Genomic DNA, 20134 nt, shown 5'->3' on the forward strand with positions numbered 1-20134 from the left:
CGTCCCCGCATTCTTTCGGTGAAACTGGTATAAACCCGGGGTCACTAACCGATTGTTAAGCGCGATCCGCCAAACATGCCCTCAGACGAGATGGACAGAAGGTCCGCTCAACGGAGGTGCGCTTTGCAACAGTTGATTGCCGTCTGGCAGGCCCTTGATACCCGTCGCCGCATGATTGTCGGCGGGGCAACAATCGCCATGTTCGCCGCCATCCTGGCGCTGAGCGGGATGGCATCGAAAACCAATATGTCCTTGCTTTACGCGGGCTTGGAGGGTGCGCAGGCCGCCGACATCGTTACTTCGCTTGAGCAAAAGGGCGCCAAATACGAAGTGCGCGGCGACGCGATCTATGTGGATGCCAGCCGCCGCGACGAATTGCGCATGACCCTGGCCGGAGAAGGCCTGCCTGCCACCGGCGGCACCGGTTATGAGCTGCTCGATTCGCTTTCGGGCTTTGGCACCACCTCGCAAATGTTTGATGCCGCCTATCTGCGCGCGAAAGAGGGCGAACTGGCGCGGACCATCGTCTCCAATCAGAACATCCGCAGCGCCCGCGTGCATATTGCCGCCGCCACCAACCAGCCCTTCCGCACCGACATTCACCCCACCGCCTCGATCACCGTCGCCACCACCAATGGCGGGCTGACGCCGCAACATGCCAAGGCGCTGAAATATCTGGTCGCCTCGGCCGTCTCCGGCATGTCGCCCGATGATGTTTCGGTGATCGACACCGAAACCGGTCTGGTCGGCTCGGGCGATGATGCGCAGCAATCGCCCGATGGCAAGGACAAGGCCGATGAGCTGAAACGCAATGTCGAGCGCCTGATGGCCGCCCGCGTTGGCTATGGCAAATCCGTGGTCGAAGTCGCGGTGGAGACCGTCACCGAACATGAGGCGATCACCGAGCGCAGCTTTGACCCCGCCAGCCGGGTGGCGATTTCGACCGACACCGAAGAGAAGTCGAACAAGGCCGATGAGACACGCCCGGCCTCGGTCACCGTGGCCTCCAACCTGCCGCAGGGCCAGGCGGGCAATGGCGACGGCAAATCCTCGAGCCAGGGTTCGGAAACCCGTGAAAAGGTGAATTATGAGGTCTCGGAAACCACGCGCGAACTGGTGCGTCAACCCGGTGCCGTCAAGCGGCTGACGGTCGCGGTGCTGGTGGATGGCGTGCAGGGCGTGGATGCCAATGGCGCGCCGACCTGGACCCCGCGCAGCCCGGAAGAAATGACCGCGCTGCAGGATCTGGTGGCCTCTGCCGTGGGCTTCAATGCCGACCGCGGCGATGTCATCACCCTGAAATCCCTGCAGTTTGAACCGGTGCCGGAAGCGGGCACCACCGTCACCGCCGGGATGCTCTCCAACGTCAGCCTCGACATGATGAGCCTGATCCAGCTGGCGGTCGTGTCGATCGTGGCGCTGGTGCTGGGCCTGTTCGTGCTGCGCCCGATCCTCACCCGCAGCCCCGCACCGCAATTCGCGGGCCTTCCCGCCCCCGAAGGCGCCAGCTCCGCCGCCATGGACATGCCCGCAATGGGCGGCCTGCCCGCCCTGACCGGCGAGATCGACGATGGCGACATGCTGCCCGCGATGACCGTTGTGTCCGACTTTGACATGGGCGGCATGCAAATGCCGATGGCGATGGGCAATTTCGGCGATGACATGGGCGGCGGCGAAGATCCGGTGGCCCGCCTGAAACGCCTGATTTCCGAACGTCAGGAAGAAACTGTCGAAATCCTGCGCAGCTGGATGGAAGAACCTGAGGAGCAAGCCTGATGGCCGGTCGTCTGAAACTCGAAGCCTTTGACGCGCCCGAGCCGAAGCAGCAGCTGGAGCAGGTTGAACTGGAGCGCAACCAGTTCGAAGAGGTGAAACTCGCCTCGTTCGAGCAAGGATATGCCGCCGGTTGGGACGATGCCGTGGCCGCACAGGACGGCGAAGCCGCCCGGCTGCGCGCCGATCTGGGCCGCAACCTGCAGGATCTGGCCTTCACCTATCACGAGGCGCGCGCCCATGTGCTGCGCGCGCTCGAGCCCCTGCTCTTTGACATGACCGCCAAGGTTCTGCCCGCCATCGCGCGCGAAACCCTGGGCCAGATCGTGCTCGAGCAGCTGCGCCCCGTTGCCGCCTCGATGGCCGCATCGCCTTTGGGCGTGGTGGCCAGCCCGGTGGCACTGCCGCAAATTCAGGCCTTGTTGGGCGACACGTCCAACCTGCCGTTTACCTTCACCGAGGAACCCAGCCTCAGCGAAGGTCAAGTCTATCTGCGTCTTGGAGAAGCCGAGACAAGGATCGACCTCGATGGCGTGATTGCTGCGATTCAAAAAGCAGTCAGCGCCCATTTCCGCATCGCTTCCGAGGAGAACCCCGATGGATGACGCCAACCGCCCGGACACCAGCAACGCCAATCCGTTCACGCAGGTCCCGATTGAGATCACCATTTCGGTCGGCAAAGCCCGGCCTTTGGTGCGCGATCTGTTGCGCCTGAAACGCGATGCGGTGCTCCCGCTCGATCGCCGGGTCGATGACCCGGTGGAACTCTATGTCGGCGATAAACTGATCGCCCGCGGCGAGCTGACCGAACTTGAAGGCGATCAGGCCGGACAGCTGGGCGTGCGCCTGACCGAAGTGGCAGATCTGCAAAACGGGCTGTAATCCGATGCGCAAATTGCTGCCGCTGGCCCTGCTGGGCCTGATCCTGTGCGCGGGGGCCGCTTCCGCACAGGACATCTCTATCTCGCTGGGCGACGGGCAAAGCCTCGCCGGGCGTTCGCTCCTGATGATCGTCGGGCTGACGCTGCTCAGCATCGCGCCGGGCCTGGCGATCATGGTCACCTGCTTTCCCTTCATCGTCACCGTGCTGTCGATCCTGCGGCAGGCGTTGGGGCTGCAGGCCTCGCCGCCGAACATGCTGATCGTCAGTCTGGCGATGTTTCTCAGCTGGTTCATCATGGAGCCGGTCTTCACCGAGGCCTGGAATGTCGCAGGTCAACCGCTGATGGATGGCACGATTGATTTTCAGACCGCGTTCTTGCGCGGGATCGTGCCGTTCCGCGGTTTCATGGCGAACAGGGTCGATCCCGATACCTATGCCGCGCTGGCCGCACTGCGCCCCGATGCCTCACTGGCCGGGCCGCTGCAGGACGCGCCGCTGTCGACCCTCGTGCCCTCGTTCCTGCTGTCCGAGATTTCACGGGCCTTTGAAATCGGCTTTCTCATCTTTCTGCCCTTTCTGATCATTGATCTGGTGATCTCGGCGGTGCTGATGTCGATGGGGATGATGATGGTGCCGCCCGCGGTGGTGGCACTGCCGTTCAAACTGGCCTTCTTCGTGGTGGCCAATGGCTGGACCCTGATCTCCGCGGCCCTGGTGCGCAGTTACTTCTGATACCCCGCTCTCCCCGGGTCTCCCGAAAGCCGTCCGGTCCTCTGACCCCGGGCGGCTTTTGCCTGTCTATTGCGGATTTTGCGGCAGGCCATCGGCGATTTCATAGTAATCGCCCTTGTCGGCCACAAAGATGTGCAGCGCCAGCCGGGCATCGGTCGGGGCGTCAAACGCCCCCATCGCCACCGCGATCCAGTCGCCCGTCACCGGCGCAAAGAACAAGGGCGCGCCGCAGCTGCCACAAAAGCCGCGCCGCGCCTTGGCAGAACTGTCGTACCAGCGCAAATTCTCCTCGCCCCAGAGGGTGAGTGCCGCGCGCGGCACATCGGTCGAGGCCCAGAAATGCCCCGATTGCTTGCGGCAGATGCTGCAATGGCAGGCATTCGGCGGCGGCAAATCCCCCGCCACGTCAAACCGCACCGCGCCGCACAGACAGGATCCTTTGTGCATCTGCTCTCGCCTCCGCTCAGGGGGAATCACCCCGCCGGGGCCAGTGTGCCGCCTTTGCAGCATAAAAAAAACCGCCCCCTGCTGCCACAGGGGGCGGTCTCTTGGCCGCGCATTGCGCGGCGGTCAGTTCACCACAAACTCCGCATGCAGGGCGCCGGCGGCATTGATGCTTTTCAGAATGTCGATCATGTCACGCGGGCTGACACCCAGGGCGTTCAGCCCCGCCACCACCTCGGAAAGCGAGGAAGATTCGGCAATCTCGGCCATGTTCAGCCCCGGCTCTTCGGTGATCGAGGCTTCGGTGCGCGGCACGACCACGGTTTCGCCCTGCGCAAAGGGGTTGGGCTGCACAGCAATCGGCGCTTCCTGGATCCGCAGCGTCAGGTTGCCCTGGCTGACCGCGACGCGGCTGATGCGCACATCCTCGCCCATCACGATCGTGCCCGAGCGTTGATCCACCACGACACGGGCGCGCTGCTCCGGCTCCACCGTCAGATTCTCCAGCCGTCCCAGCACATGCGCGGGCGAGCGCATGTTGGCCGCCGCGATGCTGACGGTGACCGTGCCCGAATCCTCCATCGTGGCCACCCGTTTGCCAAATTCCTGATTGATCACCTGCTCGATCCGGCCCGCCGTGGTGAAATCGGGCGTCCGCAAGGCCAGCCGCACATCATTCATCGACTTGAAACTGAAATCGATTTCCCGCTCGACCCGCGCGCCCGAGGGGATGACCCCCGCCGTCGGCACGCCTTGGGTCACGCTGGCCCCCTGCCCAGTGGCCGAGGCGCCCCCCGCGATGATCGTGCCCTGTGCCACCGCGTAAATGTCGCCATCGGCGGCATTCAGCGGCGTCATGATCAGCGTACCGCCGAGCAGGCTTTTCGCATCACCAATCGCCGAGACGGTAATGTCGATCTGGCTGCCCGCCCGCGCAAAAGGCGGCAACGTGGCGGTGACCAGCACCGCAGCCACGTTCTTCGGCCGGAATTGCTCACCGGTCACGTTCACGCCGAGGCGCTCCAGAACATTGGACATGATTTCTTCGGTGAAGGGTGCGTTCCGCAACCCGTCGCCCGTACCATTCAGGCCGACGACCAGGCCGTATCCGACCAGATCGTTGCCCCGCACGCCGTCGAACTCCACCAGATCTTTGATCCGGATCGGCGCGGCGCCCGCCATAAGCGGTAGCAGGCACAGGAGTACTGCAAGAAGTTTTTTCATCGCATGTAATCCGTGAATGACAATTGCGCGAGACGCGCGGTGAGGGTGTAAAGCGCTTCCATCTGCGCTTGTGCTGCGGTGAGCGCCGTCGCCGTTTCAAAGGGATCGGCCTGCACCAGATTGTTCCGCGCAATGGTCAGCGCGGTTTTTTCGTTGGCATTGCGGGTGGTGGCATCGTCGATCTGGCTTTCGGCCTGACCCACGCGGGTTTGCACCGCCACCAGTTTGACATCGGCCGCCATGACCTTTTCCCCGGCCTTTTGCAGCAAAAAGCCCTGACCCGCGGCATCAGAGCTGAGCGCGCCGGCGTCCACCAGCGCGCCCAGCGCAAAGCCCTGCAACGTGTCGATGATGGCCGGATCCGTCGCCGTCACATTGATGCTGGCGGTTTCGCCATCGGCCAGCCGCAACGGCGAGGCCGCCGCGCCGCCCTTGTAGGCGACATCAAGATAGCCACCGCCCCCGGCGGGCGCGGCAAACCAATCCGCCACCGCATCGGCAATGCCCGTCGCGGTGGTCTGGCCCGAAATCGCCGTTTGCAGCGCCGTCATGATCTCATCGGGGGTGGCCAGCGGAACCGTATCCGACGCCACGCCCGAAAAGGCATAGCGACCGGCACTTGAGGAATTCATGATGCCGATCACACTGTCAAACTTTTGCCGCGCATCCAGCGCCGCCGAGTTGATCATGGAGCCCGCGGTCGAGGAAGAAGAGGACAAGAGCCCCGGCCCCGCCGCGGTGGTCATCGATTGAATGCTCTGCAGCGAGGTTTGCAGGCCGGAGGCAAATTGTGTCGCTTCGGCATTGCTGGCGGCATAGGCGTCAAGCGTGGTCAGCGACCGGTCGATCCCGGCCAGCGTGCTGAAGTCACCCTTTATCGCGGCGCCAATATCGGATTTCACCCCGCTGGCCATTTCATTGGTCAGCTGATTCATCCGCGCCTTCATCTGCGTGCTATGGTTGCGCAGCTGATAGGCCTGGGCCATGTCACCGATGGATACGAGGTTCATGATTACATCCCCAGCAATGTTTGCAGCAGTTGATCCATTGCCGAAATCACCTTGGCATTGGCGGCATAGGCTTGCTCAATCTGCATCAGTTTCTGCATTTCCTGATCGGTATCGACGCCATCGGCCAAAAACAGTTCTTTCAGGGTCGACTGCCGCGAGCTGGAATAGGCCTGCTGCGTCTCGGCGGTCTGCCGGGCGCTGGAAAATTGCGACAGAATGTCGGCGGCCATACCGGAACTGCTCTTTTTGGTGCCGCTGAAATCACCCGATGCCGGCACCCGCGGATCGCTGAGCGCGGTGCCGAGCGCGGTGAGCAAGGTGGAATCGCCCACCGCCCCCGGGGTCGTGGCGCCCAGCCCGTCACGCAGCCGCCAAATGGCGCCGCCCTGTGCCGGATCCACCAGCGCGTTGATCTCGATCCGGCCTGCCAGCCCCACCTCCTGCGTGGTGTCGAGCGCGACGCCTTTGTCGGTGAACAGCCCCGGATCGCCCACGGCCAGGGTCGGATCCACAGACGGATCCTGAAAGCGCGAGATCAGATCGCGGGCGAATGCATCGACTTGCGTCTGTGCCTGCGGTGCAAGTTCATCGCGCACGGCGAACAGCGCGCCCAGCGAGCCGCCGCCGATCAGCTTGTCGTCGCTGGTCGAAATCGCCATACCATTCAGCGTAAGCCCGGAGAGCGCACCCGAGGCCAGTGTCATGTCGGCGGTGACCAGACCTGCGGGATCAAAGCCGATTTCAGAGGGTTTCGACCCCTCCAGCAGCACGGCGCCACCCGTCGCAAAGAGCGCGATCTGGCCATTCTCGCGCATGACTTCGCGCACGGGCACAATCGCGCTGACCTGATCGACCAGCAATTGGCGCTGGTCCAGCAGGGCGCCGGTGTCGACACCGCTGGCCTGTTGCGCGGTAATGGTGCGGTTCAGCTGAGCAATCTGCTTGAGCGAATTGTTCAGCGTATCAACCTGATTGGCAATCTGATCATCGGCCGAGGTGCGCACCTGCATCAGATTGTCGGAAATGGTGTTCAGCTGTTTGGCCACGCCCTGCGCGGCATTCAGCAGCGAGGTCAGCCGTGCATCGCTGTCCGGACGGCTGGCCGCCGAGATCAGCGCCGAATCGAAACCTGCCAAAAGCGCGGACAGCGAGCCGGGTTCCCCGGACTCGCCAACCATCTTTTCAACACCGGACAGAAAATCGGTGCGGATGTTCGAGTTGCCCAGATCTGCCTCTGCCAAGCGCAGATCATTGACAACCGTCTGATTCACAACCCGATTGACGCCGGTTACTTTAACGCCGGTGCCGGTGGTTCCCACCTGCGTCGCGGCCAGTGACACTTCGCGTCGCGCATAGCCTTCCGTCAGGGCGTTCGCCGTGTTGGACGAAACGACCGATGCTGCCCGCGATACCGCGGTCATCCCTGACAGCGCAGAATTCATCGCGCCGGTTATGCTCATGTCTCAGCCTCCATTTTAAAGGCCGCCGATGAAGCTATCAGCGTTTGATGTTGGTCGTCTCCTGCAGCATCTCATCGACGGTCTGGATGACCTTTGCGTTCGAAGAATAGGCGCGCTGGGTCTGGATCAGGTTGGTCAGTTCGGCGGCAACGTCAGTGGTTGAGCCTTCGCGGGAGTACCCCACCATGGCCCCGGTAGGACCGTCGCCCGCGTCCCACAGGAAGAAAGACCCCGAGCTGGGCGAGACCTGGAAGGTCTGGTTGTTCAGCGCGGTCAGGCCGTTCGGGTTCGGCACATCCACCAGTGGAATCTGATAGACGGTGCGGATGAAGCCGGTGTCATAGGTGGCGCGGACATAGCCGTTCTCATCCACTTCCACCGCCGTCAGGTTCCCCACCGGCGAGCCGTCCTTGTTGATGGCGGTCGGCGCGAAACTGTCGGACAGCTGGGTCAGCCCGTTGGCATCGCCGAGTTTCCCGATGGTCATCGCCAGCGGACCACCCGCCACCTGCAGATCCAGCGTCCCCGTCGTCGAATCATAGGCCGGGCTGGTGCCAACCGGCGTCACCGAGGCCAAGGTACCGCCATTCCCGCGCGTCGCGTCAAAGGTGATCGTGTATTCGCCGATCGTGGCACCCGCCTGCGCCGAATCCTTGATGATCATCGTCCAGGTGTTCGACGCGCCGGTCGCGGGAATCGTCGGCTCAAACGTGATGTCGAGCGTTTCCGAGGTGCCGAGGTTGCCGAAATACTCGACCGACAGCGGCAAAGTATCCCCCGCCGCACCGGATTCGGTGGCGACGGCGGGCAGGTTGACGCCGAGGTTCATCTTGGTCGTCGGGTCACCCGCGGTTTGGTTGGCGTTGATCACCACCGGTTGCAGGCCGGTCACCGTATCGCGCGGCAGCGTCGGGATGGTGCCGTCGGCATTCGCCGGCCAGCCGAGGAGCACAAGGCCCGAGTCGGTCTTGAGCATGCCGTTGGAATCGGTGCGGAACGAGCCGGTGGTGGTCATCATCATCGGCTGATCGCCAGAGATGTTATCCACCGAGGCCGAGGGAATCACCGGCAGCATACCGCGGCCGGAAATCGCGAGGTCGAGGGCGTTGGAGGTCGACACCAGCGACCCGCGCTCTTCGATCAGACGGCTGGTCGAGGCGCGCACGCCGCCAGCCGAATAGGTCCCGGCGCCACGGGATTTGTTGATAACCATGCTCTCGAAATCGGCCGTGGCGCGTTTGTAGCCGTAGGTTCCAGAGTTGGCGATGTTATCAGAAATCGTCGCAAGTCGGGTCGCGTTGGCCGAGAGGCCCGCCACACCGGCATTGAGCGAGGAGGAGATGGACATAGGTTAGCGCCTTTCTGAAGCTGCGTCCGTCGATGGAAGCAATTTGCAGTGCGCACTCTTAAGATCGTCCTAACAGATAAAAGCCTACGGATATTCCGCCGCAGATTGCGCGGCGTCCGGAACAGCAAAGCCCCCGCAAAGAGGCCCGTCAAATACCTGAATACAAAGGGATTATCTCTATGTCAGCGCGGAGTTCTGTCCGACGCCCTGGTTGAAATCACCACGCCCGTTCGCGGGCGGGGCGGCGCCGCTGCCTGCGCCGTGGTTTCCCGGGGCAGCGGCAGCGGCGCAAAGCGATTCTGCGGTGCCTAGAGTTTGGACCGCAGCAAGATCAGCTCAAGCCGGTTGTTGCGCAAAGCCATCGGGTTTTTCACCGCCGGTTGCTGGTCGGCAAAGCCGGTCACCCGCTGCACCCGGTTGGCCGGGAAATTGGCCGCCCCCAGCATCAGGCGGAACTGCTGTGCCCGTGCGGTGGACAGATCCCAGACCGGATTCGCCTTCAGAATTTCGGGGTAAGAGCGCAGATGACCATTCACCGCCACCTTGTTGTCGACGAGGCCAAAAACCCGGCTGAGCATGCCCGCGATTTCCGTGGTGATCCGCGTGGGGACCGCCGTATCGCCTTCAAACAAAGGCTCATTTTCCAGATCGAAGAATTCGACAATCAGCCCCTCATCGGTGACGCGGGTGACGATATGGCGGGCCATCTGCTCGCTCACCATCGATTCCCCGCCGATCCCCATCAGGGCCTCGTCGATCTTCTTCTGCACTTCATCAAATTTGCCGTCCTCGGCATCGGGCTTGTCGCTCTCGGTGCCGCTCTGGCCGCGGGCCTGCCGCTCTTCACTGGGCCGCTGCGAGGTGGCGCCGGTGCCCGATTGCGCGATCTGATCTTCGGAAAACACGGAATCGCCGCCAAAAGCGCCTTCACCGCCGCCGGAGATCCGGTTGATCGGCACCGTCGGATTGAAATAATCCGCGATCCCCTTGCGTTGTTTCTCGGTTGTTGCGTTCAGCAGCCACATCAGCAGAAAGAAGGCCATCATGGCCGTCACGAAGTCAGCATAGGCCACTTTCCACGCTCCCCCGTGGTGGCCGCCGCCGGCAACGACTTTCTTTCGTTTGATGATAATCGGTGCCGCGCCATCTCGCGGAGCCATTACTATCACCCCTCTAAATTCACCCAGCCTCCGAGGTAACACGCCCCGCCTTAAAACCGCCTTAACCGATAAAATCCCATGGATTTCTGAGGACAGGGTACCGTCATGCCTTGCGGGCGGTGCGGCGCGGTCTATGTTGAAACGGATGAACCTGCCGCCCGCCGCCCCCCTGTCCCGGACGCCCCTCTCCGCTGCCGAGCGGCGGCAGTTGCTGGCCTGCCCGGAATGCGATGCGCTGCACCATGTCATCCCGCTGGCCCCCGGCGAATCCGCCTCCTGTCAGCGCTGCGGCACGGTGCTGATCGCGCCCCGCCTGCGCTCGGTGGTCGAGGTGATGGCGCTGTCGTTCACCGCGCTGATCCTGATGGCGGCGGCGGTGTTTTTCCCCTTTCTCACCGTCTCGGCGCAGGGGCTCAGCCACACGACATCGGTGTTCGGGGCGGCTATGGCCTATTCCAGCGGCATCCTCGCGCCCTTGTCGCTGGCGGTGCTGGTGATCGTCGTGGCCTTGCCGGTGCTGCGCTTCATTGCCTTGATCTACACGCTCTGGCCGTTGGCACGGGGCCGCCCGCCCTTTGCCCATGCCGCCCGCGCCTTTCGCCTCGCGGGAGAGCTAGAGCCCTGGTCGATGGCCGAAATTTTCGTGATCGGCACCGCGGTGGCGCTGGTCAAGGTTGCCGGGCTGGCGACGGTGGGATTTGGTCCGGCCTTCTGGGCCTTTGCCGCGCTGATCATCGTCACAGCGCTCAAGAACAATTTCCTCAGCCGCTGGGCCATCTGGGAGGCACTCGACCCGCAATGAGCGCGCGCCCCCCATTTCACCCCCCCGTTCTCACCGCGCAGGATGCCGGGCTGACCGGCTGCACCCGCTGTGGCCGCGTCTGGCCGCGCGAAGATCACCGCTGCGGCCGCTGTGGTGCAAAATTGCGGCCGGTGGACGGGCACGGGCTGCAGGCGGTCTGGGCCTGGCTGGTGGCGGGGCTGATCTTTTACATCCCCGCCAATCTCTATCCGATGCTGCGCACCGATCTGATCACCGGGCACAGCCAGAGCACGATTCTGGCCGGGGTGGTTGAGCTGATGGCGCATGGCAATTACGGCGTCGCCACCATCGTCTTTGTGGCCTCGATCGTGGTGCCGATCAGCAAGTTCATCGCCATCACCTATCTCACCCTCGCCGTCGGGCATGAGCGTTCCCGCGGGAACCACCACCACCACCGGCTTTATGAGGTGGTGGAATTTATCGGCCGCTGGTCGATGGTTGATGTCTTCGTGGTGGCCATCCTCTCGGCACTGGTGCAACTGGGCTTTGTCGCCTCGATCCATCCGGGTCCGGCGGCGGTCTCCTTCGCGCTCTCGGTGGCCTTCACCATGCTCTCGGCCCAAAGTATCGACCCGCGCATGATCTGGCGCGGCCCTCCCTCCCCTCTGTCTGCGGAAGACCAGCCCCGATGACCGACACGCCCCCCCACGATCCGCAGTCTGAGACAGCGCAGTCCGAAGCGCAGCAGGGTGCCGCACCGCTGCGCCCGGCCGAGATGGTCCGCAAACCCGCCCGGGCGCCCTTGTGGGAGCGGCTGTCGCTGATCTGGCTGGTGCCGCTGGCGGCGCTGGTGATCCTGTTGGGTGTCGCCTGGTCCACCTGGTCCGACCGTGGCGTGCTGATCGAGATTACCTTTGCCGATGCCACCGGCATCAATCCCGGCGAAACCGCCCTGAAATTTCGCGAAGTCACCGTGGGTCATGTGGAAACTGTCGGGTTCAGCGCCGATCTGAGCGAGGTGGTGCTGGGCGTGCGCGTCAACAAGGACGTCGCCCCCTATATCGACGATCAGGCGCAATTCTGGCTGGTGCGTCCGGAAGTCTCGACGCAGGGCATCTCGCGCCTCGACACCGTGCTCTCGGGGACCTTCATCGACGGCTATTGGGATGCGCAGCCCACACAGCCACAAAGCCGCTTCAAAGGCCTGGACAAGGCGCCGCTGTCGCCCGATCCGACCAAGGGCACCTGGGTGACCGTGGTCGCCGCCGATGCCGGTGGTCTGGCCGAGGGTGCGCCGGTGATTTACCGGGGCCTACCAGTGGGCCGGCTGAGCAACCTGCGCCTCGACCCCGCCGGGGGCGGTGTGCAGGCCGATGCGTTCATTGACGCGCCGCATGACAAATTGCTGACCTCCAGCACCCGCTTTTGGGACACCTCCGGCTTTTCCGTCTCGCTCGGGGCGGGCGGGATCAGCCTGAATGTCCGCTCGCTGGCCTCGCTGGTGCAGGGGGGCGTGGAATTCGCCACGCTGACCTCGGGCGGCACGGCGGTCGAACAGGGGCACAGCTATCAGCTCTACCCCGAAGAACAGGCCGCCAAAGACAGCATCTTTGACACCACCACGGGCAAGCCGGTGCGCTTTGCCCTGCTGTTCGACGAGGCGGCGCGCGGCATCGAACGCGGTGCCAAGGTCACCTTCCGCGGGGTTGAGGCGGGCGAGGTCACCGAGCTGTCGATCCGCATCGACGGCGAGGGCAAGGAACGCAAGGTCCGCCAGCAAATGGTCATCGCCCTCTCGCCCGAGCGGCTGGGTCTGGCGGCGGATGCCGATGCCACGACCGTCACCAGCTTCCTGACCGACGAAGTGGCGGGCGGTCTGCGCGCGCGCATCTCGGGCACCGGCCTCTTTGGCACCACTTTGGTGATCGAACTCACCGATCTGCCCGCCGCGCCCCCCGCGCAGCTGGACAACACCGGCCCGCTGCCGATGATTCCCACCGGCCCTGCCGCGCAAAACGATCTGGCCGCCTCGGCGCAGGGGGTCTTTGCCCGCGTCAACGCCCTGCCGATCGAGGCGGTGATGGACAGCGCCATCCGGATGATGAACTCGATCAGCACCGTGGCCGAAAGCGACGAGACCAAGAAGGTTCCCGCCGAGCTGAATGCGCTGATGTCCGAGCTGAAAACCCTGACGCAGCAGATGAACGAAGGGCAACTGGCCGACCGGACGCTGAAAGCCGTGGATGCGGTGATGCAGGCCGCCGACACCACCTACAGCGTGATGGACGAGGTGCCGCCGGTGATCGCCGAGCTGAAGACCCTGGCCGAGCACGCCAATGAGATCCCGCTGGGCAGCATCGGCACCGAGCTGGACGGGCTTCTGGCCGACCTGCGCGCCACCGTCGCCAGCGCGGAAACCGAGAAGCTGCCCGCTAACCTTTCGGCCGCGCTGGAAGAGACCGCCAGCCTGCTCAAGGAATTGCGCGAGGCGGATGCCGCGAAAAACCTCTCCACCGCGCTGGCCTCGGCGGGGGATGCGGCCACCTCGATCCAAAGCGCCGCCGACCGCCTGCCCGAGGTGACGCAACGTCTGCAAGCATTGCTCAGCCGCGCCGAGTCACTGGTGGCGGCCTACGGCGAACGCTCACCCTTCAACGCGGAAATGGTCAACACGCTCAGCGAGTTGCGCCGCGCCGCCGCCTCCTTCGGGGCGCTGGCCCGCACCATCGAACGCAACCCGCAAGCCTTCATCCTTGGCCGATAGGAGCCCCCCATGAATTCGCGCCTGACGCCCCTTTTGCTCATCGCCCTGCCCACCCTGTTCGCCGCCTGCTCGAACCCCGAGAAGACGGCGCAATATCCGCTGACGCCCTCGGCGGTGGTTCAGGATCTGCCCAACCGCCTCGGCCGCACCGAATTGCGCGAGGTGTCGCTGCCGCAATATGCCGCCGGGCAAGAGGTGGTGTTCCAGACCGCCGATGGCGCTTTGCGCTCGACCCCCGACAACATCTGGGCCGATGCGCCGACCCGCGCGGTCACGCAACTCCTGGCCAGCCAGATCTCAGGCCGCTCCGGCGCCACGGTAATCGCCGAGCCTTGGCCGCTGGCAGAGGGGCCGGACCGGCGGCTGGAGGTGCGGGTGTCGGAGATGCTGCCGGGCGCCGACGGCCAGTTGCGCCTTGCCGGGCAGTATTTCGTGGCACCCACCGATTACACCGGGCGCGACATCGTGCGCGGCTTTGACATCCGGGTGCCGCTGGCGGGCGAGGGGCCGGCCGCGATTGCCGCGGCGCAGACCGAAGCGGTCAGCCAATTGGCCGCCCGCATCGCCCGGCTCGACTAACGGTCGAGCCGCAGAACCCGGTCCAGCGACAGGGGGCCGGGTCCGCGCGCGATGATCCACAGGAAGGCAATCGCCCAGAGGCCATGCGTCAGATAGGCGTCGGGATAGACAAAGACCTCGATCACCAGCGTCATCCCCAGCAGCCCCAGCGCCGAGAGCCGGGTGAAGAGGCCGAGCACCAGAAGCACCGGGAACAGATGCTCGGCGGTGACGGCCCCCACCGCCGCCCAATCCGAGGGGATCAGCGGCAGCGCATATTCCTCTTTGAAAAGATACCAGGTGCTGGCCTTGATGTGGAACCCCTCCACCTTGGTCTGGCCCGATTGCCAGAAGATCACCGCCGGGATCACCCGCGCGAGCGTTTGCGGCAAAACCTCTGGCAGGGCCGAGAGGAGCCGATTGAGGCGGATTAGGGTCGATTTCAGCATGGGATCACTCCACCTCACAGGTCACGATCAGTTCGGCCGCCAGCAGATGGCCCAGCAGCGGCGCGGGGTCAAAGCCCTCCGGCACGGCGGTGCCAAGCGGGTGCCCCGCCTGCAGCGCCAGCAAAAAGCCCGCCTCCTGTGGCGACAGCAGGCGCACCGGCACCTCCCACCCGACACGGGCGATCATCACCTGATCCGGCCCCCAATCCCCGGGCTTCGGCGCGGGTGGCCCATCCGGCTGCTGCGCGGCCCAGATCCGCCCGGCGGGATGCGCGAGGCTGAGGATCTGCACCGAGGGATGCAGGCCCAGCCGCAGCGCCGCCGGATCGGGGGAAGCGGCGAGCGCGGCAGGGTCAATCCCTGCCATATCGGCGGCATGATAGGCCCGGCCCCGGGCGAGTTCGATCCGCGCGACATCGCCCAGATAGGGCAACGCCGCCAAGGGGGGAAAGCCCTCCAGAAATTCGGGAAAGGCGCCGCCATAGAGCTGCATCACCGGGCTTTGTGGCGGATGCGCCGCGATGAAAACCGGGGCCATGGCGGCAAAGAACTCTGCCCCGACCAGTCTCTCCACCGCCGGAAACCGCGTCCTCAGCGCCTCGATCAGACCGTGCATGACATTGTTGCGGTAGACGCCAAAGCGCCGCGCGGCCTCATCCGGGGCCCGGGCGGTCAGGCCGGGGGGCAAGTGCCCCTGCGCAAGCCCCTGACGAAAGGCGGTGGCAAAACCCGCGTGCCCCTCAGGATGCACGGACATGGCCCAGCCTCGCACGCTCGAGAATGCCAAAGGCGCGTTCGGCCTCGGCCAGCAAGACGGGGAAGTCGGGCACGTCATTGTCCCATTCCACCAGGCTCGGCAGAGCGCCGAATTTCGTCACTGTTTCGGCGTAAAGCGTCCAAACCGGATCCGCCACCGCCGCCCCATGCGCGTCGATCAAAAGCGAGCCGGAGGGCAGCTCCTCTTCCTCATGGCCTCCCAGATGCAGCTCGCCCACGGCGAACATCGGGAAGGCGTCGAGATAGGTGCGCGGATCGCTGCGGTGGTTCGTACAGCTCACAAAAACATTGTTGATGTCGAGCAGAAGGCCACAGCCGGTGCGCGCGGCAATCTCGGCCAGAAACGCGGTTTCCGGAATCTCGGATTGTTCGAACAGCACATAGGTCGCCGGGTTTTCCAGCAGGATTTTGCGGCCCAAAGCCTCCTGCAGCTGATCGATGTGATCACAGACAATCCCCAGCGTTTCGGGCGTGTAGGGCAACGGCAGCAGGTCGTTCAGAAATTCGCCACCATGGCTCGCCCAGGCCAGATGCTCCGAGAAACTCTCGGGCTGATAGCGGTCGTTCAGGGCGCGCAGCCGGGCGAGGTGGTCGCGGTCCAGCGGATCGGGGCCGCCGATCGACAGGCCCACCCCATGCAGCGACAGCGCGTAATCCGCCCGCAAGGCGGTCAGCATCGCATGCGGCGGCCCGCCCGCGCCCATGTAATTCTCGGCATGCACCTCAAAGAAACCCAAGGCCGGGCGCATCTCGCGGATCGCGGCATAATGTTGGGGCTTGAACCCCAGTCCGGGCAGCGGCGGCAAAGACATCAGAGCACCTCGTCAGCATGGATTTCAGGAAGGTTAGAGACGTTTTGGGGGCGCAGCACGCCACGCCCCCAAAGCTGTGACCGGGTTCAGCGCAGCTGATTACATCTTTTTCGCTTCAAGCGAGCCCATGCCATGCGGGGTTTCCATCGTCACGCAGGTGCCGGCGGGCACCAGTTTGAACGCATTGCCCTGATAATCCATCGTGGCCGTCCCGGCGCAGGTGGTGCCGGGACCGGCCGCGCAATCATTCTCGTCGGCCATGGCCACGCCGAAGCATTTCTCCATCGCCGTATCATCGGCGCGGGCAGCACCGGCCAGGCTCAGCGCGGTGGTCAGGGCAGCAGCGAGGCTCAGAGCGGTTTGGGTCTTGGTCATGGTACTCTCCTGTCGGATGTGTTGGGGAACCGTCATCGGCTCCATGACAGACCATTCGCCGACCCTGCCCCCGACGTTACAGCGATCACGCATCCGTGAACGCAAAAAGCGGGATATAATATTTTTGCCGCAGGCTGTAACACTCAGGCGCGGTTGCACGAAATGCAGGGGTGATGATGCACGATCGACAGGCTGACTGGGCTGCACTGCTGCGGGCCGCCAATGGCGGCGACGCGCGGGCCTATGCGCAGTTCCTGCAGTTGGTCGCGCCGGTGATCCGCACCGTGGTGCGGGGACGCGGGGCGGGTCTCGGCGCCGAGGAATGCGAGGATATCTTGCAAGATGTCCTGCTGGCCCTGCATCTCAAGCGCCACACCTGGCGCGAGGAAGAGCCGGTTGCGCCCTGGGTCTATGCCATTGCGCGACACAAGGTGGTGGATGCGTTCCGCAAACGCGGGCGGCGGATTTTCGTGCCGATCGAGGATTTCGCCGAGGTGCTGCCCGCCGCCCCCGAAGCGGATCCGACCGAACGCGCGGATATGGAGCGGATGATCGCCCATCTTGAGCCGCGCGCGGCGGATGTGGTGCGCGCCATCGGGCTGGAGGGCGAGAGTATTGCCGACACCGGTCGGCGGATGGAGATGACGGAAGGTGCGGTGCGGGTGGTCCTGCACCGCGCACTGAAGCGGCTGGCGCTGCTCAGGGAAAGGTATGTGGAATGAAAACCGAGGATCTGATTGCGACGCTGGCGCAGGACAGCCGGGCCCAGAGCGGCCTCGGCCCGGTTCTCGCACGGACACTTCTGGCCGGGCTGGTGCTGTCGATCTGCGTCTTTTCCCTGACGCTCGGGTTGCGGCACGGTCTGGGCGCGGCGCTGATGGCGCCGCTGACGCTGCCGAAGGTCATTCTGCCGCCGCTGACCGCGCTGACCGCCCTCGTGCTGGTGGTGCGGCTGGCGCATCCCATCGCGCGGGTCGATGGATTGCGCGCGGTGCTGCGCGGATTGGCAGCGGCGGCGGTGCTGATGCAGATCGCCGCGCTGATCACCACGCCGCGTGCCGATTGGGCGGCGGCCTTTCTCGGCGGCAATGATCTCTGGCCCTGCCTCGTCAGCGTGCCGCTCCTGTCGCTGCCGATGCTGGCGGGGCTGATGATCGCGTTGCGCCATGGCGCGACGCTGGCGCCGCGCGCCACCGGCGCCGTGGCGGGTCTTGCGGCCGGGGCGATGGGCGCGTCGATCTATGCGCTGCATTGCCCGGAGGACAGCCCGCTGTTCTACGCCACCTGGTATTCGGTGGGCATTGCGCTAATCACCATGCTCGGCGCATTTCTCGGGCCGAAACTGCTGCGCTGGTAAGCGCGCGCATCAGTCGGGACGCGGCCAGAGCGCCCCGACGAAATCCGCGTGCAGGCTGCCCGGGGCGACCAACAGCCCATTGGCCTGCGCCTTCGGATCGTTGTAGCGGATGGGCTGGCCATTGCGGTCGCTGACGGTGATCCCGGCCCGCTCGGCAATCAGCGCGCCCGCCGCAATATCCCATTCCCAGGCCGCCCGCAGCGAGATGGTCGCGTCATAGCGCCCCTCGGCCACCAGACAAAGCCGCCAGGCGAGGGAGGGGCGAAACACCCGCCGATAGGCAGGCGCCGCCCCCGCCCGCCAATGCGCCGGGTCCTGCGATATTGCCGAGGTCAGCACCTGCGCGCCCTCGAGTGCCCGCGGCACCGCCCCGGTCATCGGTTCGCCATTGAGCAGCGCCGGACCCCCGATTGTGGCGGTATAGAGCAGATCGCGCAGCGGCAGATAGACCACCCCCGCCGTCACCACCCCATCGCGCGCCACCGCCAGCGAATGCGCGAAACTGTCCTGGCCGTCGATAAAGGCGCGGGTGCCGTCAATAGGGTCCACAATGAACACCTGCGCGGCGCCCAGCCGCGCGGTGTCATCCGGGCTTTCCTCCGACAGCCAGCCATAATCGGGCCGGGCCGCCTGCAGCTCGGCCTCCAGCATGGCGTTGACCGCCAGATCCGCCTCGGTCACCGGCCCGGCCCCGGCGTCTTTCTCCCAGACCTCCGGGTCGCGCCGCCAAAAGCGTTTGGCAATCTCGCCCGCCGCGCGCGCCGCATCAACGAGCAGCGCGAGATCCTGATCCGGCTCAGGCCCCTGCAAGCGTCAACCCCTCAACCAGCAGGCTCGGCACCACATGGCTCAGATGCGCACGCGCGTCATTGGCCGGGGTGATCCGCAGCAGCATTTCGCGCAGATTGCCCGCCACGGTGCATTCGTTCACCGGATAGGTGATCTGGCCATTCTCCACCCAAAAGCCCGACGCACCGCGCGAATAATCCCCGGTGGTGGCGTTGATCGAGGAGCCGATCATCGAGGTGATCAAGAGGCCGGTGCCCATCTCGGCCAACAGCGCCTCGCGGGTTTTCACCCCCGGCGTCAGCATGATGTTCGACACGCCCGGACTGGGCGGCGAGGAGGTGCCGCGCCCGGCACTGGCGGTGCTCTCCATCCCCAGCTTGCGCGCCGTTGCAAGGTCGAGGGTCCAGCCGGTCAGCACACCGTTCTCCACGATCAGCCGCTGCCGGGTCGCCAGCCCTTCGGCATCAAAGGGGCGCGAGCCTGCGATGCGGGGCCGCAGCGGATCCTCCAGGATCGAGAGCCCTTCGGGCAGCACCTGCTGGCCCAAGGCATCGCGCAGCCAGCTGCCGCCGCGCGCAATCTGTGCGCCATTGGCCGCGCCCAAGAGATGACCGATCAAGCCGCCCGCGATACGCTCGTCATAGAGCACCGGATAGGCACCAGTGGGCGGCTGCTTGGCACCCCGCCGCTCCACCGCGCGGGCACCCGCCAAAAGGCCAATCCCTTCGGCATCCGGCAGATCGGCCTGATATATGCGGCTCTCAGCGGCCCAATCGCGCTCCATCTCCAGCCCTTCGCCGGAAATGGCAACGGCAGAGATCGAGCGGGACGAGCGGCCATAGCCACCGGAAAACCCGTTGGAGGCCGCCAGATGCAACCGGCGCCGCGAATAGCTGGCCGAGGCGGATTGCACCTGCGCCACGCCTGCCACCGACAAAGCGGCCGCCTCGGCACGCCGGGCGTCCTCCTCCAGATCCGCCGCCGCAGGTTCGGCGCTGGTATCTTCCATTTCAAGCGCGGCCAGATCCCAGCCCTGCGCCAGTTGCGCGGGCTCGGCCAGGCCCAGCCATTTGTCCTCGGGCGCCTCACGCGCCATCGCCACCGCGCGCTCGGCCATCTCTTCGATGGTGCGCGCGGAAATGTCCGAGGCGGAAACACAGGCCTGACGGCCGCCGATCAGCACCCGCAGGCCAATCTCAACCCCCTCGGCGCGTTCCGCCTGCTCCAGCGCGCCCGCGCGCACATCGATCGAGACCGCGCGGCCATCGACCGCCATCGCATCCGCCGCCGTGGCACCCGCACGTTTCGCCGCCGCCAAAAGCGCCTCGGTCAGGGAGGAAAGCCGGTCGTCCTGCATCGTCATCTCCGTTCCGGGGTCTGGCCCCGTTGTCGCTCGCCAGAGGCACGGCCATGAAAAAGCCGCCCGGCATCACCGGGCGGCCAAGGCCCCTCCGGG

The 20134-nt window shown here is 65.1% G+C and carries 22 protein-coding genes; 10 read left to right on the forward strand and 12 right to left on the reverse strand.

Translation table 11 applies throughout. From position 1 onward, the window contains the following. Nucleotides 1-90 precede the first annotated feature (90 nt). Genes fliF through fliP form a run of 4 tightly spaced genes read left to right on the forward strand, consistent with a single transcriptional unit; the run spans nt 91 to nt 3388 of the window. Nucleotides 91-1776 carry a flagellar basal-body MS-ring/collar protein FliF gene (gene fliF, locus ACEN2S_RS02525; RefSeq protein WP_441861979.1) on the forward strand — a complete coding sequence of 562 codons (1686 nt, stop codon included), beginning with the start codon at nt 91-93 and terminating at the stop codon, nt 1774-1776. Next, nucleotides 1776-2378 (forward strand): flagellar biosynthesis protein, encoded by a 603-nt coding sequence (locus tag ACEN2S_RS02530; RefSeq protein WP_441861982.1) that lies wholly within the window; start codon nt 1776-1778, stop codon nt 2376-2378. The genes fliF and ACEN2S_RS02530 overlap by 1 nt, the downstream gene beginning before the upstream one ends. Then, nucleotides 2371-2655: a FliM/FliN family flagellar motor switch protein gene (locus tag ACEN2S_RS02535; RefSeq protein WP_441861984.1), complete on the forward strand. Its 285-nt coding sequence runs from the start codon at nt 2371-2373 to the stop codon at nt 2653-2655. The genes ACEN2S_RS02530 and ACEN2S_RS02535 overlap by 8 nt, the downstream gene beginning before the upstream one ends. Nucleotides 2656-2659: 4 nt before the next feature. Then, nucleotides 2660-3388, forward strand: coding sequence for a flagellar type III secretion system pore protein FliP (fliP, locus tag ACEN2S_RS02540; RefSeq protein ID WP_441861987.1), 729 nt, complete (start codon nt 2660-2662; stop codon nt 3386-3388). 66 nt (nt 3389-3454) lie between these two features. On the opposite strand, the gene ACEN2S_RS02545 is transcribed toward fliP, so the two are convergent. The 6 genes from ACEN2S_RS02545 to ACEN2S_RS02570 all read right to left on the reverse strand — a co-directional run bounded on the left by ACEN2S_RS02545 (nt 3455) and on the right by ACEN2S_RS02570 (nt 10034). Further along, nucleotides 3455-3835: a GFA family protein gene (locus ACEN2S_RS02545; protein WP_441861989.1), complete on the reverse strand. Its 381-nt coding sequence runs from the start codon at nt 3833-3835 to the stop codon at nt 3455-3457. A 123-nt stretch (nt 3836-3958) separates the two neighbouring features. After that, nucleotides 3959-5056, reverse strand: coding sequence for a flagellar basal body P-ring protein FlgI (locus tag ACEN2S_RS02550; RefSeq protein ID WP_441861992.1), 1098 nt, complete (start codon nt 5054-5056; stop codon nt 3959-3961). Then, nucleotides 5053-6066, reverse strand: coding sequence for a flagellin (locus ACEN2S_RS02555; protein ID WP_441861994.1), 1014 nt, complete (start codon nt 6064-6066; stop codon nt 5053-5055). The genes ACEN2S_RS02550 and ACEN2S_RS02555 overlap by 4 nt, the downstream gene beginning before the upstream one ends. A 2-nt stretch (nt 6067-6068) precedes the next feature. Further along, entirely contained in the window at nt 6069-7526 is a 1458-nt protein-coding gene (flgK, locus tag ACEN2S_RS02560) for a flagellar hook-associated protein FlgK (protein WP_441861996.1), read from the reverse strand. A gap of 37 nt (nt 7527-7563) precedes the next feature. After that, nucleotides 7564-8874 (reverse strand): flagellar hook protein FlgE, encoded by a 1311-nt coding sequence (locus ACEN2S_RS02565; RefSeq protein WP_441861998.1) that lies wholly within the window; start codon nt 8872-8874, stop codon nt 7564-7566. A 308-nt stretch (nt 8875-9182) separates the two neighbouring features. Continuing rightward, nucleotides 9183-10034, reverse strand: a complete 852-nt coding sequence (locus ACEN2S_RS02570; protein ID WP_441862001.1) for a flagellar motor protein MotB — start codon at nt 10032-10034, stop codon at nt 9183-9185. Nucleotides 10035-10167: 133 nt separating this feature from the next. Between ACEN2S_RS02570 and ACEN2S_RS02575 the strand changes: the two genes are divergently transcribed. The 4 genes from ACEN2S_RS02575 to ACEN2S_RS02590 are packed head-to-tail and all read left to right on the forward strand — an operon-like array spanning nt 10168 to nt 14140. Next, nucleotides 10168-10836 (forward strand): paraquat-inducible protein A, encoded by a 669-nt coding sequence (locus tag ACEN2S_RS02575; protein WP_441862004.1) that lies wholly within the window; start codon nt 10168-10170, stop codon nt 10834-10836. Continuing rightward, nucleotides 10833-11489, forward strand: a complete 657-nt coding sequence (locus ACEN2S_RS02580) for a paraquat-inducible protein A (RefSeq protein WP_441862007.1) — start codon at nt 10833-10835, stop codon at nt 11487-11489. The genes ACEN2S_RS02575 and ACEN2S_RS02580 overlap by 4 nt, the downstream gene beginning before the upstream one ends. Beyond that, nucleotides 11486-13561 carry an MlaD family protein gene (locus ACEN2S_RS02585; protein ID WP_441862009.1) on the forward strand — a complete coding sequence of 692 codons (2076 nt, stop codon included), beginning with the start codon at nt 11486-11488 and terminating at the stop codon, nt 13559-13561. The genes ACEN2S_RS02580 and ACEN2S_RS02585 overlap by 4 nt, the downstream gene beginning before the upstream one ends. A gap of 9 nt (nt 13562-13570) precedes the next feature. Continuing rightward, entirely contained in the window at nt 13571-14140 is a 570-nt protein-coding gene (locus tag ACEN2S_RS02590) for a PqiC family protein (protein WP_441862012.1), read from the forward strand. Here the strand turns inward: ACEN2S_RS02590 and ACEN2S_RS02595 are convergent. The 4 genes from ACEN2S_RS02595 to ACEN2S_RS02610 all read right to left on the reverse strand — a co-directional run bounded on the left by ACEN2S_RS02595 (nt 14137) and on the right by ACEN2S_RS02610 (nt 16532). After that, a complete protein-coding gene (locus ACEN2S_RS02595; protein WP_441862014.1) occupies nt 14137-14568 on the reverse strand; it encodes a DoxX family protein in 432 nt (143 codons plus the stop codon). The genes ACEN2S_RS02590 and ACEN2S_RS02595 overlap by 4 nt on opposite strands. A gap of 4 nt (nt 14569-14572) precedes the next feature. Beyond that, entirely contained in the window at nt 14573-15325 is a 753-nt protein-coding gene (locus ACEN2S_RS02600) for an HvfC/BufC N-terminal domain-containing protein (RefSeq protein ID WP_441862017.1), read from the reverse strand. After that, nucleotides 15309-16157 (reverse strand): MNIO family bufferin maturase, encoded by an 849-nt coding sequence (gene bufB / locus ACEN2S_RS02605; protein WP_441862020.1) that lies wholly within the window; start codon nt 16155-16157, stop codon nt 15309-15311. Before bufB ends, ACEN2S_RS02600 begins: the two co-directional genes overlap by 17 nt. Nucleotides 16158-16256: 99 nt before the next feature. Beyond that, nucleotides 16257-16532, reverse strand: a complete 276-nt coding sequence (locus ACEN2S_RS02610; protein ID WP_441862022.1) for a BufA1 family periplasmic bufferin-type metallophore — start codon at nt 16530-16532, stop codon at nt 16257-16259. 176 nt (nt 16533-16708) lie between these two features. Between ACEN2S_RS02610 and ACEN2S_RS02615 the strand changes: the two genes are divergently transcribed. Together ACEN2S_RS02615 and ACEN2S_RS02620 are read left to right on the forward strand one after the other, a co-directional pair. Further along, nucleotides 16709-17254 carry a sigma-70 family RNA polymerase sigma factor gene (locus ACEN2S_RS02615; protein WP_441862024.1) on the forward strand — a complete coding sequence of 182 codons (546 nt, stop codon included), beginning with the start codon at nt 16709-16711 and terminating at the stop codon, nt 17252-17254. Next, on the forward strand, nt 17251-17889 hold the full coding sequence (locus ACEN2S_RS02620; protein ID WP_441862027.1) for an NrsF family protein: 639 nt from the start codon (nt 17251-17253) through the stop codon (nt 17887-17889). The genes ACEN2S_RS02615 and ACEN2S_RS02620 overlap by 4 nt, the downstream gene beginning before the upstream one ends. Before the next feature lie 9 nt (nt 17890-17898). On the opposite strand, the gene ACEN2S_RS02625 is transcribed toward ACEN2S_RS02620, so the two are convergent. After that, nucleotides 17899-18699: a 3'(2'),5'-bisphosphate nucleotidase CysQ gene (locus ACEN2S_RS02625; protein WP_441862030.1), complete on the reverse strand. Its 801-nt coding sequence runs from the start codon at nt 18697-18699 to the stop codon at nt 17899-17901. Further along, nucleotides 18686-20041, reverse strand: coding sequence for a TldD/PmbA family protein (locus ACEN2S_RS02630; protein WP_441862033.1), 1356 nt, complete (start codon nt 20039-20041; stop codon nt 18686-18688). Before ACEN2S_RS02630 ends, ACEN2S_RS02625 begins: the two co-directional genes overlap by 14 nt. Nucleotides 20042-20134 lie beyond the last annotated feature (93 nt).

It is taken from the genome of Phaeovulum sp. W22_SRMD_FR3 (genome assembly GCF_052113705.1).
Classification (GTDB): domain Bacteria; phylum Pseudomonadota; class Alphaproteobacteria; order Rhodobacterales; family Rhodobacteraceae; genus JBGQOG01.

Bases quoted from the DNA above. Each gene is read 5' to 3' on its own strand.
- ACEN2S_RS02590 (WP_441862012.1), top strand. From the start codon at position 13,571: ATGAATTCGCGCCTGACGCCCCTTTTGCTCATCGCCCTGCCCACCCTG.
- ACEN2S_RS02585 (WP_441862009.1), top strand. From the start codon at position 11,486: ATGACCGACACGCCCCCCCACGATCCGCAGTCTGAGACAGCGCAGTCC.
- ACEN2S_RS02530 (WP_441861982.1), top strand. From the start codon at position 1,776: ATGGCCGGTCGTCTGAAACTCGAAGCCTTTGACGCGCCCGAGCCGAAG.
- ACEN2S_RS02630 (WP_441862033.1), bottom strand. From the start codon at position 20,041: ATGACGATGCAGGACGACCGGCTTTCCTCCCTGACCGAGGCGCTTTTG.
- ACEN2S_RS02545 (WP_441861989.1), bottom strand. From the start codon at position 3,835: ATGCACAAAGGATCCTGTCTGTGCGGCGCGGTGCGGTTTGACGTGGCG.
- ACEN2S_RS02565 (WP_441861998.1), bottom strand. From the start codon at position 8,874: ATGTCCATCTCCTCCTCGCTCAATGCCGGTGTGGCGGGCCTCTCGGCC.
- fliP (WP_441861987.1), top strand. From the start codon at position 2,660: ATGCGCAAATTGCTGCCGCTGGCCCTGCTGGGCCTGATCCTGTGCGCG.
- ACEN2S_RS02555 (WP_441861994.1), bottom strand. From the start codon at position 6,066: ATGAACCTCGTATCCATCGGTGACATGGCCCAGGCCTATCAGCTGCGC.
- flgK (WP_441861996.1), bottom strand. From the start codon at position 7,526: ATGAGCATAACCGGCGCGATGAATTCTGCGCTGTCAGGGATGACCGCG.
- ACEN2S_RS02535 (WP_441861984.1), top strand. From the start codon at position 2,371: ATGGATGACGCCAACCGCCCGGACACCAGCAACGCCAATCCGTTCACG.
- ACEN2S_RS02595 (WP_441862014.1), bottom strand. From the start codon at position 14,568: ATGCTGAAATCGACCCTAATCCGCCTCAATCGGCTCCTCTCGGCCCTG.
- ACEN2S_RS02600 (WP_441862017.1), bottom strand. From the start codon at position 15,325: ATGTCCGTGCATCCTGAGGGGCACGCGGGTTTTGCCACCGCCTTTCGT.
- ACEN2S_RS02575 (WP_441862004.1), top strand. From the start codon at position 10,168: ATGTTGAAACGGATGAACCTGCCGCCCGCCGCCCCCCTGTCCCGGACG.
- ACEN2S_RS02620 (WP_441862027.1), top strand. From the start codon at position 17,251: ATGAAAACCGAGGATCTGATTGCGACGCTGGCGCAGGACAGCCGGGCC.
- ACEN2S_RS02580 (WP_441862007.1), top strand. From the start codon at position 10,833: ATGAGCGCGCGCCCCCCATTTCACCCCCCCGTTCTCACCGCGCAGGAT.
- bufB (WP_441862020.1), bottom strand. From the start codon at position 16,157: ATGTCTTTGCCGCCGCTGCCCGGACTGGGGTTCAAGCCCCAACATTAT.
- ACEN2S_RS02570 (WP_441862001.1), bottom strand. From the start codon at position 10,034: ATGGCTCCGCGAGATGGCGCGGCACCGATTATCATCAAACGAAAGAAA.
- ACEN2S_RS02610 (WP_441862022.1), bottom strand. From the start codon at position 16,532: ATGACCAAGACCCAAACCGCTCTGAGCCTCGCTGCTGCCCTGACCACC.
- ACEN2S_RS02615 (WP_441862024.1), top strand. From the start codon at position 16,709: ATGCACGATCGACAGGCTGACTGGGCTGCACTGCTGCGGGCCGCCAAT.
- fliF (WP_441861979.1), top strand. From the start codon at position 91: ATGGACAGAAGGTCCGCTCAACGGAGGTGCGCTTTGCAACAGTTGATT.
- ACEN2S_RS02550 (WP_441861992.1), bottom strand. From the start codon at position 5,056: ATGAAAAAACTTCTTGCAGTACTCCTGTGCCTGCTACCGCTTATGGCG.